Here is a 15,846-nt window from a genome sequence, read left to right as displayed (position 1 = left end):
TTCCGGCTCCCGTTCTCGGCTGTCGCTCCAGCGATCCCGGACGGGTTTCGGTAGCGCCGTGCCGGGCCCGGGATCCCGTGCTCCGAGTTCGGCCCTCGGTACGCCGGGTCCGGCCGGGAGCCAGACGCCTGCCTTGGCCTGCGGTGCCCCCGGCCGGCCGGACCGCGGGTGCCTGGCCTGCCCCAACGGGCTGAGCGGGCGCCCACCGCCCGGGCCCGCGGGCCTGGTCGGGCCGCGGGCCGGGTGGGCGCCTGTGCGCAGACGAGGCGGCCGGGCGGGTCAGGCGGGGAGGAGACCGGTGCGGTAGATGGTTCCCGCGCAGGCGTTGGGGATGGTGACGGCCGCCTGCGGGCCGCCCGCGCCCGGGGTATGGGTGACCGTCACGCTGCCGTCCGCCGTGTCCTCGGCGGGCAGCATCTGCGGTTCCACCGCCGTGCCCGCGTCCGTGTCCGTGCCGCCCTCGGCCGTGCCGGTGGTCGCGCCCGCCGTGGGCGGCGGCGGTTCCTCGGTGGGGGTCGACGGGGCGGTGGGCGTCGGGGACTGCTCGCCGCCGCCTCCGCTGCCGCCGCCGCTGCCGCCATCGCCGCTGCCGCCTCCGCCGTTCGCCGGGCAGGTCTCGCTCGGCACCCACGCGAACTTCACGTCGTACGCGCCCGACGGCTTCAGCACCAGGCTGCCGACCGTCGCGGACGGGTCGGGCAGGCCCGACGCGGCGTCGCCCGCCGTGTGCCGGACGACGCTGATGCGGCCCGGGTCGGCCGCGCCGCTCGTGCCGAAGCCGACCGTGCCGGACGCGGTGACCGCGCAGTCGCTGCTGGAGACGTTGGCGATGCGGAACGTTCCGTAGACCGTGCCGTCCCCGGTGGGGCCGCTCGTCTCCGCGAGGCTCACACCGAGCTGGCCGGCCTCGCACAGCGGCACGGTCGCGGGGGCGGACGTGGCCCTGTCGGGGGCGCCGTCCGCGCCGTCGGAGGCGCTGGTGCCCGCGCTGGTCGGCGTCCCGCTCGGGTTGGCGCCGTCCTTGCCGGAGCCGTTCAGCTCGCCGGAGGGGCTGCCCGCGGCCTCCTCGCCGGCGGGGCCCTGGGCGTCGCCGGTGCCGCCCTGGACCTGTTCGCCGTGCCCGGCGTTGACCGGGTTGGCCTCGGCCGCCGTGTCGGACGCCGCGACATGCACGAACGCGGGGACGCCCGTGCCCAGCAGGATCACCGCGGCCGCCGCGCCGACGAGCGCCTGCCGCTTGCGGGCCCGCCGCGCGGGTACGGCCCGCCGGAGGTGGTCGAGCGCGCCCGGTGAGGGTTCGAGGTCTTCCACGGCGCCCTGGAGCAGCCGTCGCAGCGCCAGCTCGTCCCCGCCGAGGCCGTCGGCCCCGAGGCCGGACCCGAGGTCGAACACGTCGGGACCGTCGGAGGAGGCGGAGCCTGAGAAGGCGGGAGCGGAGGAGGCAGGGGTGGAGAAGCCGGAGGGGGGCGTGGAGTGGCCGTGCGGGGTGGAGTCCGGCTGCGCGGACGCGGCGGATTCCTGCCGCGGGCCGGCCTCCGAACGAACGGCGTCCGGCTGCGCGGAGTCCGATCGCGCGGCCTCCGACCGCGCCGCGTCCGTCTGCGGCACGGCGTCCGACTGCGTGGAGTCCGACGGCGTGGAGTCCGGCTGCGTGGAGTCCGACCCCGTGGCGTCCGGCTGCGGTTCGTCCGGCTGGGGCGCGGCGTCCGGCTGTGCGTCGTCCAGCGCGGGCTCGTCGTCCCGCTGCGCGTCGCCCGCAGGTGCCGGGCCCGCGGGGGATGGGTCGGCAGGGGACGGGGCGGCCGGGGTGGTCTCGGACGCTGCGCCCTGCTCGGCCTGCGTTCCCGGTTCCTCGCCGGGGGCGGGCCGGGAGGCGGAAGGTTCTGGGGTGTTCACTGCGTCGTTTCCAGTCCGATGGTTCGACGGCCCGTCCGGCCCGTTGTGCTCGGTCATGCCTTCGCTCCCATGGCGACGCGCAGGGCGGCTATGCCGCGGGAGCCGTACGCCTTCACCGACCCGAGCGATATGCCCAGCGTCTCGGCGACCTGCGCCTCGGTCATGTCCGCGAAGTACCGCAGGACGAGGACCTCGCGCTGGCGGCGCTGCAGCCCGCGCATCGCCTTGATCAGCGCGTCGCGCTCCAGCTGGTCGTACGCGCCCTCCTCCGCGCTCGCCATGTCGGGCATCGGCTTCGAGAGGAGCTTCAGCCCGAGTATGCGGCGGCGCAGGGCGGACCGGGAGAGGTTGACGACCGTCTGGCGCAGGTACGCCAGGGTCTTCTCGGGGTCGCGGACCCGCTTGCGGGCGGAGTGGACGCGGATGAACGCCTCCTGGACGACGTCCTCGCAGGAGGCCGTGTCGTCGAGGAGCAGCGCGGCGAGACCGAGCAGCGACCGGTAGTGGGCGCGGTAGGTCTCGGTGAGGTGGTCGACGGTGGTGCCCGACGTCATCGTCTCGTCGGCCTTGTCACGCGGGTACGGGACGCCTGCGCGGCGCGTGGCGGGCATGGGCGCGATCACCGGCATGCCGCCGCCGCGGCGCCGTTCGCGCGGGGCCCGCTGGGGCGGCCGCAGGAGCGGGAGGACCGCCGCGCCGCCGCGAAGAGGGGCCGCTGCTGTGATGTCGAGTACCTCTGGCACGTCTGTTGGACACGTCGCCCCCCGTCAGGGTTGTACGCGCACGCCACCTGATCTGACGGTGCGTCGTTCGCCCTCATGCGTATCCGCTCTCCCATTGCCCCGTTCGCGCGGAGCGCGTGGAGCGACCCCGGAGACGCCCGTCCGCCGGCCACCGGTTGCGGCAGGGGGGCAGGAGCATCGTCGAACATGCCATCGCCCCAGTTCAAGCGGCGCAGGCCGAGGTCTTTCCCACAGGGCGTTCACAGATCCTACAAAGGTGCCGGGCCCCGTCCACCAGGTATTCGGAGCCTCGGCGCGGCAGCCGGCGCCGGGTCGCCGCCTCAGACGCGGGACGGGTCGCCCGCGGCGAGTTGCGCGGCGACGAGTTCGGCGATCTGCGCGGTGTTGAGCGCGGCGCCCTTGCGCAGGTTGTCGCCGCACGCGAAGAAGTCGAGGGCGTGTGCGTCGTCGAGGTCGCGGCGGACCCGGCCGACCCACGTGGGGTCGGTGCCGACGACGTCGGCGGGGGTGGGGAAGTCGCCCGCGACGGGGTCGTCGTAGAGGACGACCCCGGGCGAGGTGGCGAGGATCTCATGGGCGCGCGCCACGGTGACGGGCTGTCCGAACCGGGCGTGGACGGCGACGGAGTGGGTGGTGAGGACGGGTACGCGTACGCAGGTGGCGGCGACCCGCAGCCCCGGCAGCCCGAGCACCCGGCGGGTCTCGGCCCGTATCCGCAGCTCCTCCGACGACCAGCCGCCGTCCTCGGGCGTGCCCGACCAGGGGACGACGTTCAGGGCGAGGGGCGCGGCGAACGGCGCCGTCCCGTCGTCGCCGAGCGCCCTGCGTACGTCTCCGGGGGCGGCGCCCAGGCCGGTGCCGGCGACGGTCGCGAGCTGGGCGCGCAGCGCGTCGGCGCCGGCCTGTCCGGCGCCGGACGCGGCCTGGTAGGTGGAGACGACCAGTTCCTCGAGGCCGAACTCGGCGTGCAGCGCCCCGAGGGCGACGATCAGGGTGAGGGTGGCGCAGCCGGGTCCGGCGACGATGCCGCGCGGCCGGAGGCGGGCGGCGTGCGGGTTGACCTCGGGGACGACCAGCGGGACGTCCGGGTCGTCGCGGAACGCGGGGGACGCGTCCACGGCTACGGCGCCCAGGGCGACGGCTGTCGGCGCCCAGCGGGCGGCGACCTCCCGCGGCACCAGGAACACCGCGACGTCGACGCCCCGCAGCGCGTCCTCGTCCAGGGCCAGGACCTCGGTGGGGGCGCCGCGCACGGTGAGCTCGCGGCCGGCGGAGCGGGGCGACGCGAGCAGGCGTATCTCGCCCCAGACGTCGGCGCGCTGCGACAGGATCTGGAGCATGACGGCCCCGGCGGCCCCGGTCGCCCCGACGACGGCCAGCGCCGGTTTCCCGCCGTGCGGGCGGGTCGGGCCGGGCTGCGGCGGGATTTCGCGCAGGGCCCCGCCCGGCGGCTGCTCGGGCGGGGTCCGGGGCGGCGACTGCCAGTTCCTCACCGGGTCCGTCGGGGGGTCGCGGGGCGGGGCCCGGTGGGGGTCAGCGGCCCGTGCCGCCGTAGACGACGGCCTCGGCCGTGTCGCTGTCCAGGCCGAAGGCGGTGTGGACGGCGCGTACGGCCTCGTTGACGTCGTCGGCGCGGGTGACGACCGAGATGCGGATCTCCGAGGTGGAGATCAGCTCGATGTTGACGCCCGCGTTGGACAGCGCCTCGAAGAACGAGGCGGTGACGCCCGGGTTGGTCTTCATGCCCGCGCCGACCAGGGAGATCTTGCCGATCTGGTCGTCGTAGCGCAGGGACTCGAAGCCGATGGACTCCTTCTGCCTCTCCAGGGCGTCGATGGCCTTGCGGCCCTCGGTCTTGGGCAGCGTGAAGGAGATGTCCGTCAGGCCCGTGGACGCGGCGGAGACGTTCTGCACCACCATGTCGAGGTTGATCTCCGCGTCCGCGATGGTGCGGAAGATCGCGGCGGCCTCGCCCGGCTTGTCGGGCACGCCGACGACGGTGATCTTCGCCTCGGAGGTGTCGTGGGCGACACCGGAGATGATGGCCTGCTCCACCTTGCGGTCCCCTCGCGGTTCGTTGCTGACCCACGTGCCCTGGAGCCCCGAGAAGGAGGAGCGGACGTGGATCGGGATGTTGTATCGGCGCGCGTACTCGACGCAGCGGTGCAGAAGCACCTTGGAGCCGGAGCTGGCGAGCTCCAGCATGTCCTCGAAGGAGATCCAGTCGATCTTCTTCGCCTTCTTCACGACCCGGGGGTCGGCGGTGAAGACGCCGTCGACGTCGGTGTAGATCTCGCAGACCTCGGCGTCCAGCGCCGCGGCGAGGGCCACGGCGGTGGTGTCCGAGCCGCCCCGGCCGAGGGTGGTGATGTCCTTCTTGTCCTGGGACACGCCCTGGAAGCCGGCGACGATGGCGATGTTGCCCTCGTCCAGCGCGGTGCGGATACGGCCCGGCGTGACATCGATGATGCGCGCTTTGTTGTGGACCGAGTCGGTGATGACGCCTGCCTGGCTGCCCGTGAACGACTGGGCCTCGTGGCCCAGGTTTTTGATCGCCATGGCCAGCAGCGCCATGGAGATTCGCTCTCCGGCCGTCAGCAGCATGTCGAACTCACGTCCGGCGGGCATCGGGGATACCTGCTCGGCGAGATCGATCAGCTCGTCCGTCGTGTCGCCCATCGCGGAAACGACGACGACCACCTGGTGGCCGTTCTTCTTCGCTTCCACGATTCGCTTGGCGACGCGCTTGATGCCCTCGGCATCGGCAACGGAGGAGCCTCCGTACTTCTGCACGACAAGGCCCACGTGCGCTCCTCGCTCAGTCCGTTTGCGGTCGGCTCAGTCTAACGAGCGACCGGGAAACGCCCCCGGGATGTCACATCCTGAGATGTCCCGCTCATTACGTGATCAGCTCGGGGGCGTCACCCGGCCACGCCGGGCCCCTGCCCAGCGCCGACGCCCCCACGCGGAATGTGTCCCGGCTCACGTACGGGTCCCCGGCGGAACCCCGTGCGCCGGGCCTGGGGCCTACTTGCGGGTGCGGATGCCGAGCGGCGCGGCGATCTCCTGGATCATCACGCGCCCCGCCTCCTCGGCCAGCGCCTCGTCGGCCAGGTCCTCGTCCGTGTCGAGGCCGTCCAGCGCCTCCAGCGGCTGGTCCAGCCGTACGTGGGAGACCAGCGACTGCAGGGCCCTCAAGGTCGCGGAGGCGGTCGGGCCCCAGTTGGAGAAGTACGAGAACTGCCACCACCACAGCGCCTCGGTCGTGCGCCCCGCCCGGTAGTGGGCCAGCCCGTGCCGGAGGTCCATGATGATGTCGGCCAGGCTGTCGGAGATCCGGGACGGGACGGGTGCCTTGCGGGGCTCGTACGGGTCGAAGACCTCCGAGAAGACGTCCACCGGGTCCAGCATGGCGGCGAACCGTTCCCGCAGGTCGTCGACGTCCATGTCGGGACCCGTGTCCGGTTCGTACCGCTCCTCGGGGACGATGTCCTCGTGCGCCCCGAGCCGGCCGCCGGCGAGCAGCAGCTGCGACACCTCCAGCAGCAGGAACGGGATCGCGCTGTCGGGCTCGTCGCCCTTGGCCACTTCCGTGGTGGCCACGATGAAGGACTCGATGGAGTCGGCGATCTGGACCGCGAAGCTGTCGGGGTCCAGCGAGTGGGCGTGGAGAGTGGCGTCAGACATCGAGGAGTCGTCTCCCTTCGAACGCGCGACCGAGCGTGACCTCGTCGGCGTATTCCAGGTCGCCGCCAACGGGGAGCCCGCTGGCGAGGCGCGTGACCTTCAGGCCCATGGGCTTGACCATCCGCGCGAGGTACGTCGCGGTGGCCTCCCCTTCCAGGTTGGGGTCGGTCGCCAGGATCAGCTCGGTGACCGTGCCGTCCGCGAGGCGGGCCAGCAGTTCCCTGATCCGCAGGTCGTCGGGGCCCACGCCCTCGATCGGGCTGATCGCGCCGCCGAGCACGTGGTACCGCCCCCGGAACTCGCGCGTCCGCTCGATGGCGACGACGTCCTTGGGCTCCTCGACCACGCAGATGACCGCGTCGTCCCGGCGCGGGTCGCGGCAGATGCCGCACCGCTCCTCCTGGGCGACGTTCCCGCAGACCGCGCAGAACCGGACCTTCTCCTTGACCTCCAGGAGCGCGTGCGCCAGCCGGCGGACGTCCGTCGGCTCGGCCTGGAGGATGTGGAAGGCGATCCGCTGCGCGCTCTTGGGACCGACGCCTGGCAGCCTGCCCAGCTCGTCGATGAGGTCCTGGACCACGCCTTCGTACAACGGAACGCCTCTCCGGGAGTGCAGTCTTGATGGTTACGGTAGTTGCTGCGGGGTGCGCCGCAGAAGACTCGGCGTGAACCCGCCGCGTCCGCCGGATGATCGGCGCAGGTGCGGCGGGCGGCCGACTCGGGCCGGACGGGCAGGCCCGGCCCCGAGGGACGGGGCCCCGCCCCGCGAGGACAGCCCCCCGCAGGACAGGCGCCCCGCCAGGGCAGCCCGCCCCGAAGGGCGGCCCGGCCTCAGAAGGGCAGGCCCGGCATTCCGCCCAGCCCCTGCGCCAGCGGGCCGAGCTTCTGCTGCTGGAGCTGCTGCGCGTTCTCGTTCGCCGCCTGCACGGCCGCGACGACCAGGTCGGCCAGCGTCTCCGTGTCCTCCGGGTCGACCGCCTTGGGGTCGATGACCAGGGCCCGCAGCTCCCCGGAGCCGGTGACCGTGGCCTTCACGAGGCCGCCGCCCGCCTGGCCCTCGACCTCCGTGCGGGCCAGCTCCTCCTGGGCCCGCGCGAGGTCCTGCTGCATCTTCTGGGCCTGCTGGAGCAGCTGCTGCATGTTGGGCTGACCACCACCGGGGATCACGGTCACTCCTGCGCGTCGACGACGATTCTTCGGTTACGCCGAGCCTACGTGGTCGCCGCGCGGCGCGCCCCACGCACAGGTATCCACTCTTTCGGGTGAACGACGGGCGCGCCCTCTACCTGATCACGGCCCTCTTCCGTGCGGAAATCCCGCGATTACGTCTCCGGGGACCACCATTCGGCGGTAGGAAGGGCTCCGCACGACCACACCCACCCGTGAATCCCTACGGAACGTCACGCAGAGTCACGCAGAGCGCAGAGGAGTGCCCCGGTGAGCCAGCCGGAGATGCAGCCCGGGGGGCCAGCCCGGGGGGAGGACCTGACGGGACGGCCGTTCCCGCTCGGCGACTGGGGCGAGCCGGCCGAGCGGCTGCACGAGCTGTACCGGTGGGTCGAGGGGAACGCGCTGCGCACCGCCGACTGGTACCTCGCCGACCGGGTGTGGAAGCGGCGCGGAGCCCGCGCGCTGCGCACCGGCACGGCGCTGGGGGGCGTCCTGGGGGCCGCGCTGCCGCTGCTGGACCTGACGGACGCGCTGGACGGGGCGGCGGGGTGGGGGTACCTGTCGCTGCTGCTCGCGGCGGCCTGCCTGGCCTGCGACCGGTACTTCGGGGTGACGTCCGGCTGGATGCGGGACGTCGCGACGGCGCAGGCGGTGCAGCGGCGGCTGCAGGCGCTGCAGTTCGACTGGGCGTCGGAGAGCGTGCGGGAGGTGCTGGGCCCGGCCGAGGGCACGTCCGCGGAGGCCGCCGAGCGGTGCCTGGGGGTGCTGCGGCGGTTCTCGGAGGATGTGACGGAGCTGGTGCGGGCGGAGACGGCCGACTGGATGGTGGAGTTCCGGGCGGGCCCCGCGCCGCTGGCCACGCAAGCGCTGGGCAGCGCGCCGGTCCGTTCCGACGCGGCGCCCGGCCACTCGGGCAGCAGGCTCCTGTCCCCGCCCACCCGTCCGAACATGCCGCGCCAGCGGCCCCCGGAGCCCCGCTAGCCGCCGCCGGCCGTGCCCTCGCCACCGACGGCCGGGGCGCGCGTGGAGCGGCGGCGCGCTTCCGTCCCTAGCGGGCGGAGGCGAGCGCCGAAAGCCGCTGCCGCGTCTCCCTGAGCGAGGCCACCTCGGCGTCGAGGCGTCGCGCCAGGGCATCGAGCTCGGCCCGCAGGTCGGGGCACATCTCCAGGGAGATACCGTGCTCACCCGAACGGGCGCAGTCGAGGTAGCGGCGGATGGTCCCGGTCCCGAGACCCGCGGCGATCATCGCCCTGATCTGCGCCACACGCGCGATGTCGGACTCGGTGTAGACCCTGTAGCCGCTGCGGTCGCGCTCGGGGACGAGGAGCCCGCGGTCCTCGTAGTGGCGCAGCGCTCGCGCCGACACCCCGGTCAGCGCGGCGAGCTGACTGATACGCATGGGCCCCTCCCGTGATTTGACCTTCACGCCGGCGTGAAGCCTTACCGTCCAGCGCCATGACATTGAAGACAACCCCGCGGCGGGCCACGATCATCCACGGCTACGCCGCGACACCCGAGGATCACTGGTTCGGATGGCTCGCCGCGCGGCTCGAAGCCCGTGGCATCACCACGGCCGTTCCCGCCCTTCCGGACGCCGAGGCTCCCGACCCCGACCGCTGGTCGGCGGCCGTGGCGGCCCGTGTCGGTACGCCGGACGAGGGCTCGGCCCTGGTGGCGCACAGCCTCGGCTGCGTCACGGCCCTGCGCCATCTGCGCTCGCTGCGGGGTCCCTGGCGCCTCGGCGCGCTGGTGCTCGTCTCGGGGTTCGTCGACCCGCTGCCGGCCCTTCCGGCGCTGGACCCCCACGTCCGCGGGCCGCTGGACCTGGCGGGGATAGGCGACCACGTCGACCGGCTCACCGTGATCCGGTCGGACGCGGACCCCTTCGTACCACCGGGCCACACCGACCGCCTCGCCGGGCTCCTGGGGACGTCGGCACAGGTCGTTCCCGGAGCCGGCCATTTCCTCGCGTCCGACGGGGTGACGTCGCTTCCCGAGGCCCTCGCGGCGATCGCACCGCCAAGCCCGGCGGAGGGCTGACGCGCGCGGGCGCGGCGGGCCGCCCGGTCAGCTGAAGATGATCATCGAGCCCTGGCCCAGGCTCCGGGTGGCCGCCGCGTGCAGGCCCAGCCAGACGTGCCGCTCCCGCGCGAACGGGCTGTCGTCGTACGGGATCGGGGCCGCCGGCTCCTCCAGCGAGGTCGGGTGCCGGGGCGGCTCGGGCGCCGCCGGGGGGTTCGCCGGGTCGATGCCGATCGACGGCGCCACGTACTCCAGCTCCCGCAGCAGCCCCTGCGCCGAGCCCAAAGGGCCGCCGCCCGCGAGGAGTTCCTCGGTCGACAGCGGCGCGGGGAAGTCCACCGGGACGTACGCGCCCGCGTGGTCGTAGTGCCACACCAGGTGCGACCGCTGCGCGGTCGCCTCGAACATCTCCAGCAACTGCTCGTAGTCGCCGCCCAGTTCGTCGACCGGGGTGACGGCGAGGCCGCACACCTGGAGCAGGTACGCGCGGCGCAGGAAGTGCAGGGCGTCGTAGTCGAATCCGGCGACCGGCGCCACGTCGCCCGACAGGCCCGGCATGTACGCGAAGACCGGCACCGTCGGCAGCCCCGACTCGGTCAGCGCCCGGTCGTACGCCGCGATCTCCTCGGCGAACGGGTTGTCAGGGCTGTGGCACAGCACGTCGACCAGGGGGACCAGCCACAGGTCACAGGCCAAGGTGGGCTCGCTCTCGAGTCGGGATGCGGGTGTCCGCCGGTCGGCACAGGGTACGTCGGGTCAGTGAGTGATACCCCCGGGTCCCGCGCCCGAAGCCCCCGGGTCCTGGCGCCCGAAGCCCCGGGTCCCGCGCCCGAAGCCCCCGGGTCCTGGCACCCGCAGCGCCCCGGCACCCCCTGACGCCCGCGGGCACCCGCGCCGCGGCGCCCGGAGCCCGAACGCGCCGCGTACCGCCCCTACTCCGGGCGTTCGGGCGCGGTGCGCGGAGCCGGGAGGCGCTCCAGGTGGGCCGCCCAGTCCAGGGAGTGGGCCTGGTACGCGTCCAGCAGGGCCACGACCCGCCGGGCGTCGCCCGCCTCGACGGCGTCCACCAGTTCCTCGTGGCCGCTCCACAGCCAGTCCCGCACCCGCCGGTCGCCCCGCAGGTACGGCACGGCGAACACCCACGCCTGGACGCGCAGCCGGTGCAGGAACTCGGCGATGTAGTGGTTGGCCACCAGGCCCGCCAACTCCCGCCAGAACCTCAGGTCGTAGCCGATCAGGATGTCGAGGTCCCCGGCCCGCGCGGCCCGCGCCGCCGCCTCCGCACGGCGCCGCACCGACACCAGCGCCTCGACCGGCACGCAGGAGCGGGGGGCGGCAGCGCCGGGCTCGGGCGGGGAGCACGGGCGGGCGCCGGCGGACGGCGGCTCGGGCGCGACGCACGGGCGGGGGTCGGCGGACAGCGCCTCGCCGGCCGCGCCGCGCCGGCTGCGCAGGATGCCGTCGACGATCAGCGAGCGGGCCTCCACCATCCCCCGGTAGTCCTCCACCGTGAACTGGTGGACGCGGAAGCCCTTGTGCTGGTCGGAGTCGAGCAGGCCCTGCGCGGACAGGTCGACCAGCGCCTCGCGCACCGGCGTCGCGGACACCCCGTACTGCTCCGCGATCTGCTTGACCGTGAATTCCCGCCCCGGCTGGAGACGCCCCGCGAGCACCTCGTCACGCAGCGCGTCCGCGATCTGCTGGCGCAGAGTACTGCGGGTGACAGGTCCGCTCGCGGGCATGTGGCAGGTCCCCTCCGTCCGGTTTCGGACACCTTAAGCCAGTCGGAGGGGGTCACCCGTAGGGGTCGGGCGAGGCGCGGATCACACCGGAGGGTTACGCGGTGTACTCGTCCACCACCGAGAGCGCTTCGTCCAGCGCCGCGAGGCCCTCCTTCGCCTCGGCGTCCGTCAGGTTGCACGCCGGTACGACGTGGGTGCGGTTCATGTTGACGAACGGCCACAGTCCGCGCGACCGGCAGGCCGCCGCGAACGCGGCCATCGGGGCGTTGGCCTCCCCCGACGCCCCGTAGGGGACGAGCGGCTCCCGCGTCTCCCGGTTCCGTACGAGCTCGAGCGCCCAGAAGGCGCCGAGCCCTCGCACCTCGCCCACCGACGGGTGCCGCTCGGCGAGCGCGCGCAGGCCCGGCCCGAGGACCTCGGCGCCCAGCCGGTCGGCGGCCTCCACGACGCGCTCCTCGTCCATGGCGCGGATCGTCGCGACGGCGGCCGCGCAGGCCAGGGGGTGGCCCGAGTAGGTGAGCCCGCCCGGGTAGGGGCGCCGGTCGAAGGTCGCGGCGATCTCCCCGGACAGGGCGACACCGCCCAGGGGGACGTACCCGGAGTTCACGCCCTTGGCGAAGGTCAGCAGGTCGGGCACCACGTCGTGGTGCTCGGCCGCGAACCAGCGGCCGGTCCGCCCGAAGCCGGCCATGACCTCGTCCAGGACGAGGACGATGCCGTGCCGGTCGCACAGTTCCCGTACGCCCCGCAGGTAGCCGGGCGGCGGCGGCATGATCCCGGCCGTGCCGGGGACCGTCTCCAGCACGATCGCGGCGACGGTGGCGGGGCCTTCGAAGACCAGGGTGTCCTCCAGGTGCGCGAGCGCCCGCTCGCACTCCTGCGCCTCGCTGTCGGAGTGGAACGGCGAGCGGTAGAGGAACGGCCCCCAGAAGTGGACCACCCCGGCCGCGCCCGTGTCGGACGGCCAGCGCCTCGGGTCGCCGGTCAGGTGGATGGCCGTGGAGGTGGCGCCGTGGTACGAGCGGTACGCGCTGAGCACCTTGTGGCGGCCGGTGTGCAGCCGGGCCATCCGTACGGCGTTCTCGACGGCCTCGGCGCCGCCGTTGGTGAAGAAGATCTTGTCCAGGTCGCCGGGGGTGCGCTCGGCGATGAGCCGGGCGGCCTCCGACCGCGCCTCCACGGCGAAGCCGGGTGCGAAGGTGACGAGCCGGGCGGCCTGCTCCTGGATCGCGGCGACGACCCTCGGGTGCTGGTAGCCGATGTTGGTGAAGACGAGTCCGCTGGTGAAGTCGAGGTAGCGGTTGCCGTCGTGGTCCCAGAAGTACGCGCCCTCCGCGCCGGCGACGGCCGGCGGGTCGATGAGCGCCTGGGCGGACCAGGAGTGGAAGACGTGCGCCCGGTCGGCGGCCTTCACGGCGGCACCGCGGGCCGGGTCGGGAACGGCGGGGGACGGTATCCGGTCAGGGGTCATGGGGGCGAGCGTAAAAGCGTTGGCAGGGCGCGGACAGGGCCAGGTTGTATGGCCGTGGCCGCCGGGGTCGGCAGGGTGTCCGGCCACTGCGGTCCTCGTTGACAGCATTCTGTCTTTTTGACAGACTGCTGTCATCACAGCGTGAAGGTTCGCAGGTACGGATACGGGCGCAGCGCCCAGGAGGCCGCCATGACCAGCACCACCGGCACCACGCACACCACCACCCCCCGCAAGACCGTCCATCTGGCCGTGTACGACACGTTCGCCGACTGGGAGACGGGCCACGCGACCGCCTGGCTGGCACGCGGCGGGTACGAGATCCGCACGGTCGGCCCGACGACCGACCCGGTCACCACCATCGGCGGTCTGCGCATCACCCCCGACCTGGCGCTCGCGGAGCTGTACGCGGACGACAGCGCCATGCTGATCCTCACCGGCGCCGACCTGTGGGACGAGACCGACGACCTGGCGCCGTTCGCCGCGAAGGCCCGCGCGTTCCTCGACGCGGGCGTGCCCGTCGCGGCGATCTGCGGGGCGACCGCCGGGCTGGCCCGCGCGGGGCTGCTCGACGACCGGCCGCACACCAGCTCCGCCGCCCCCTATCTGGAGGCCACCGGCTACAAGGGCGGCAAGCACTACGTGGAGGCCGACGCCGTGACGGCCGAGGACCTCATCACCGCCGGTTCGACGGAGCCGGTCGCCTTCGCCCGCGAGGTGCTGGGCCGCCTCGGCGTGTTCGAGGGCGAGCGGCTGGACGCCTGGTACCGGCTGTTCCACCACTCGGACCCGGCCGCGTACGAGCTGCTCGCCGCCGAGGAGCCGGAGGACGCGTGAGCTCCCGCACCGAGGACCCGGGCGGCCGCGACGGCGGGCACCGCGAGGACGCCGCCGGGGGCCGGGCCCGGCAGGAACTGCTGTCGCGCACGGCGCTGGGCGTGTTCCGGCTGAACGGCCAGCTGCTCGCCGTGTCCGAGGAGTTGGCACGCCCGGCCGGTCTGACGGCCGCCTGGTGGCAGGTGCTGGGCGCCGTCCTGCGCGAGCCGCTGCCGGTCGCCGGGATCGCCCGCGCCATGGGCATCACCCGGCAGAGCGTCCAGCGGATCGCGGACCTCCTGGTGGAGCGGGGCCTCGCCGCGTACGCCCCGAATCCGGCGCACCGCCGCGCCAAGCTGCTCGCGCCGACCGAGGAGGGCCGCGCGGCGGTGGCCCGGATCGCGCCGGGCCACGCGGACCTCGCGGCGCGGCTCGCCGCCGAGCTGGGCGACGAGGCGTTCGCGGAGACCGCCCTGGTGCTGGAGCGCCTGTCGCGCGCCCTCGACGCGGTCAACGCCCGAGGCGGGCACGTCGGGTAAGGTGCCCGGGACGTCACCGGCACATACGGCACCGAGGAGGTGGGACCCATCAACGCCAGGCAAGGCAGGGTGCTCCCCTCGACGGGCGGTACGGCGGTCACGCCGCGGCCGTAGCGGATCCGCCGGGAGCACCGCGCGCATCGCGTACGCGGCCCCGAAAGGCTTCCACGTGTCCACGACCCCCGAAGCACACCCCCGGCACACCCCCGCGTCCGGTCACACCCCGGCGCCCCCGCCCACCCCTTCGCCCCCGCACACCTCCGCCTCCCACGCCCCCGCACCGGAGCCGTCCGGCCACCTCGCGCCCGTCGTCGCGGCGCTGCGTGCCGCCGGGTGCGTGTTCGCGGAGGAGGAGGCGCGGCTGCTGCTGGCCGCCGCCCGCGACAGCGGCGAGCTGGCGGCGATGGTCGCCGCACGGGCCGCCGGCCGGCCGCTGGAACACATCGTCGGCTGGGCCGAGTTCGGAGGCCTGCGCGTGGCGGTGGACGAGGGCGTCTTCGTACCGCGCCGCCGCACCGAGTTCCTGGTGGAGCGGGCGACCGCCCTCGTGCGCGGCCGCGCCCGCCCGCTCGTCGTGGACCTGTGCTGCGGTACGGGCGCGCTGGGCGCCGCGCTCGTCGCGGCCCTGGGCGGCGCGGCCGACCTGCACGCGGCCGACATCGACCCGGCGGCCGTGCGCTGCGCCCGCCGCAACATCGCGCCGCTGGGCGGCCGCGTCCACGAGGGCGACCTGTTCGCGGCGCTGCCGCCCGACCTGCGCGGCCGGGTCGACGTGCTGCTGGCGAACGTCCCGTACGTCCCGACCGCCGAGGTGCCCCTGCTCCCCGCCGAGGCGCGCGTCCACGAGGCGCTGGTCGCCCTCGACGGGGGCGCGGACGGGCTGGAGGTGCTGCGCAGGGTCGCCGCCGACGCGGGCGACTGGCTCGCGCCGGGCGGCAGCCTGCTGTTCGAGACGAGCGCCGCGCAGGCGCCCGCCGCCGCCCGGATCGCGGAGGCGTCCGGGGTGCTCGGCGCCCGGATCGCGTCGTGCGAGGACCGGTACGCGACGGTCGTCATCGCCACCCGGCACCCGCGCCCCGGCCGCACGCCCCGCGGCGACCGCCCGGCCCGCGGCGGCATCGCGCCCCGCGGCCCCCGGGACTGATCGCCCAGCGGCGGTTTCCCGTCAACCACACCAGCCCCACCCGACATCACCGCGGGTCGCAAGGGGTCGGCTCACCGGCGGTACGGCGCTTTCCAGCCGTCCATGCCGCTTTGTGACCGCGCTCACTTCGCCATGATCCGTACCGGACTAGCGTCAACAGCGGCTGACCACCACACAACCGAAAAACCGAAACAGGGGGAACATCATGACGCGTACCCGTGCGCGCATAGTCGCCGTCGGTCTGACCGCCGCGCTGGCCCTTCCGGCCGGCGTCGCCGTCGCCGGCGAGATCAACAACAGCCGCCTGCCCTTCTCGATCGCCACCGCGGGGTCGAAGGAGGACGGCGACCGCTGGAAGGGCACGAGCACCAACCGCGCCAAGGCGTGCGGTGACGTCCCGACCAGCGACCTGAAGACGTTCAGCGCGTACGTCTACCAGGACAAGTCGCTGATGCCGGACCCGAAGATCGCGTCGACGTCGCGGAACTACAAGGACGCCTTCGGCTGCGGCTCCGCGGGCACGACGACCCGGAATGGTAATTACTACACGAAGGCGACCTGGGCGGGCGTCCCCGGAAGCCGTGCCGTCGGCTTCGTCTCCGCCCACAACTGACGCCCC

General features: G+C 74.2%; 17 protein-coding genes. 6 read left to right on the top strand and 11 right to left on the bottom strand.

The genetic code is table 11. The annotated features are described in order from the left end of the window. Nucleotides 1-279 precede the first annotated feature (279 nt). The 7 genes from ACSUPT_RS16175 to ACSUPT_RS16145 all read right to left on the bottom strand — a co-directional run bounded on the left by ACSUPT_RS16175 (nucleotide 280) and on the right by ACSUPT_RS16145 (nucleotide 7,493). Nucleotides 280-1,896, bottom strand: coding sequence for a hypothetical protein (locus ACSUPT_RS16175; protein ID WP_436944731.1), 1,617 nt, complete (start codon nucleotides 1,894-1,896; stop codon nucleotides 280-282). Nucleotides 1,897-1,949: 53 nt separating this feature from the next. Further along, nucleotides 1,950-2,639 carry a SigE family RNA polymerase sigma factor gene (locus ACSUPT_RS16170; protein ID WP_351963920.1) on the bottom strand — a complete coding sequence of 230 codons (690 nt, stop codon included), beginning with the start codon at nucleotides 2,637-2,639 and terminating at the stop codon, nucleotides 1,950-1,952. A 320-nt stretch (nucleotides 2,640-2,959) separates the two neighbouring features. After that, nucleotides 2,960-4,075, bottom strand: a complete 1,116-nt coding sequence (locus tag ACSUPT_RS16165; protein WP_436946222.1) for an aspartate-semialdehyde dehydrogenase — start codon at nucleotides 4,073-4,075, stop codon at nucleotides 2,960-2,962. Nucleotides 4,076-4,172: 97 nt separating this feature from the next. Beyond that, nucleotides 4,173-5,444 carry an aspartate kinase gene (locus ACSUPT_RS16160; RefSeq protein WP_351963919.1) on the bottom strand — a complete coding sequence of 424 codons (1,272 nt, stop codon included), beginning with the start codon at nucleotides 5,442-5,444 and terminating at the stop codon, nucleotides 4,173-4,175. 222 nt (nucleotides 5,445-5,666) lie between these two features. Further along, the gene (locus ACSUPT_RS16155; RefSeq protein WP_351963918.1) at nucleotides 5,667-6,326 is read right to left on the bottom strand and encodes a DUF5063 domain-containing protein; all 660 of its coding nucleotides are present in this window, start codon (nucleotides 6,324-6,326) and stop codon (nucleotides 5,667-5,669) included. Continuing rightward, a complete protein-coding gene (gene recR, locus ACSUPT_RS16150; protein WP_023587387.1) occupies nucleotides 6,319-6,918 on the bottom strand; it encodes a recombination mediator RecR in 600 nt (199 codons plus the stop codon). The genes ACSUPT_RS16155 and recR overlap by 8 nt, the downstream gene beginning before the upstream one ends. A 239-nt stretch (nucleotides 6,919-7,157) precedes the next feature. Beyond that, nucleotides 7,158-7,493, bottom strand: a complete 336-nt coding sequence (locus ACSUPT_RS16145; RefSeq protein WP_351963917.1) for a YbaB/EbfC family nucleoid-associated protein — start codon at nucleotides 7,491-7,493, stop codon at nucleotides 7,158-7,160. Between the two features lie 270 nt (nucleotides 7,494-7,763). On the opposite strand from ACSUPT_RS16145, the gene ACSUPT_RS16140 reads away from it, so the two are divergent. Further along, entirely contained in the window at nucleotides 7,764-8,477 is a 714-nt protein-coding gene (locus tag ACSUPT_RS16140; protein ID WP_399219533.1) for an SLATT domain-containing protein, read from the top strand. A gap of 67 nt (nucleotides 8,478-8,544) precedes the next feature. Here the strand turns inward: ACSUPT_RS16140 and ACSUPT_RS16135 are convergent, their stop codons facing one another. Further along, the gene (locus tag ACSUPT_RS16135) at nucleotides 8,545-8,895 is read right to left on the bottom strand and encodes a MerR family transcriptional regulator (RefSeq protein ID WP_436944730.1); all 351 of its coding nucleotides are present in this window, start codon (nucleotides 8,893-8,895) and stop codon (nucleotides 8,545-8,547) included. A gap of 56 nt (nucleotides 8,896-8,951) precedes the next feature. On the opposite strand from ACSUPT_RS16135, the gene ACSUPT_RS16130 reads away from it, so the two are divergent. Next, nucleotides 8,952-9,536 carry an RBBP9/YdeN family alpha/beta hydrolase gene (locus ACSUPT_RS16130; RefSeq protein ID WP_436944729.1) on the top strand — a complete coding sequence of 195 codons (585 nt, stop codon included), beginning with the start codon at nucleotides 8,952-8,954 and terminating at the stop codon, nucleotides 9,534-9,536. Between the two features lie 27 nt (nucleotides 9,537-9,563). Here the strand turns inward: ACSUPT_RS16130 and ACSUPT_RS16125 are convergent, their stop codons facing one another. The 3 genes from ACSUPT_RS16125 to ACSUPT_RS16115 all read right to left on the bottom strand — a co-directional run bounded on the left by ACSUPT_RS16125 (nucleotide 9,564) and on the right by ACSUPT_RS16115 (nucleotide 12,731). Beyond that, nucleotides 9,564-10,214, bottom strand: a complete 651-nt coding sequence (locus tag ACSUPT_RS16125) for a hypothetical protein (RefSeq protein ID WP_351963914.1) — start codon at nucleotides 10,212-10,214, stop codon at nucleotides 9,564-9,566. Nucleotides 10,215-10,450: 236 nt separating this feature from the next. After that, complete coding sequence (locus ACSUPT_RS16120; protein ID WP_361657231.1) at nucleotides 10,451-11,260, bottom strand: GntR family transcriptional regulator; 810 nt, start codon at nucleotides 11,258-11,260, stop codon at nucleotides 10,451-10,453. A gap of 94 nt (nucleotides 11,261-11,354) precedes the next feature. After that, nucleotides 11,355-12,731 carry an aspartate aminotransferase family protein gene (locus ACSUPT_RS16115; RefSeq protein WP_436944726.1) on the bottom strand — a complete coding sequence of 459 codons (1,377 nt, stop codon included), beginning with the start codon at nucleotides 12,729-12,731 and terminating at the stop codon, nucleotides 11,355-11,357. Nucleotides 12,732-12,920: 189 nt separating this feature from the next. Here ACSUPT_RS16115 and ACSUPT_RS16110 point away from each other — a divergent pair, with 189 nt between their 5' ends. The 4 genes from ACSUPT_RS16110 to ACSUPT_RS16095 all read left to right on the top strand — a co-directional run bounded on the left by ACSUPT_RS16110 (nucleotide 12,921) and on the right by ACSUPT_RS16095 (nucleotide 15,840). Further along, nucleotides 12,921-13,565 (top strand): DJ-1/PfpI family protein, encoded by a 645-nt coding sequence (locus ACSUPT_RS16110; RefSeq protein WP_351963911.1) that lies wholly within the window; start codon nucleotides 12,921-12,923, stop codon nucleotides 13,563-13,565. A 77-nt stretch (nucleotides 13,566-13,642) separates the two neighbouring features. Continuing rightward, nucleotides 13,643-14,083, top strand: a complete 441-nt coding sequence (locus tag ACSUPT_RS16105; protein WP_351964071.1) for a MarR family winged helix-turn-helix transcriptional regulator — start codon at nucleotides 13,643-13,645, stop codon at nucleotides 14,081-14,083. 319 nt (nucleotides 14,084-14,402) lie between these two features. Beyond that, nucleotides 14,403-15,227: a putative protein N(5)-glutamine methyltransferase gene (locus ACSUPT_RS16100; RefSeq protein WP_436946221.1), complete on the top strand. Its 825-nt coding sequence runs from the start codon at nucleotides 14,403-14,405 to the stop codon at nucleotides 15,225-15,227. 205 nt (nucleotides 15,228-15,432) lie between these two features. Beyond that, nucleotides 15,433-15,840, top strand: a complete 408-nt coding sequence (locus ACSUPT_RS16095; RefSeq protein ID WP_351963910.1) for a hypothetical protein — start codon at nucleotides 15,433-15,435, stop codon at nucleotides 15,838-15,840. Nucleotides 15,841-15,846 lie beyond the last annotated feature (6 nt).

The organism is Streptomyces sp. SudanB25_2051 (assembly GCF_964272635.1).
GTDB lineage: Bacteria > Actinomycetota > Actinomycetes > Streptomycetales > Streptomycetaceae > Streptomyces.
Note: the sequence above shows the minus strand (reverse complement) of the source record. Positions and strands in the feature narration are given on the sequence as shown.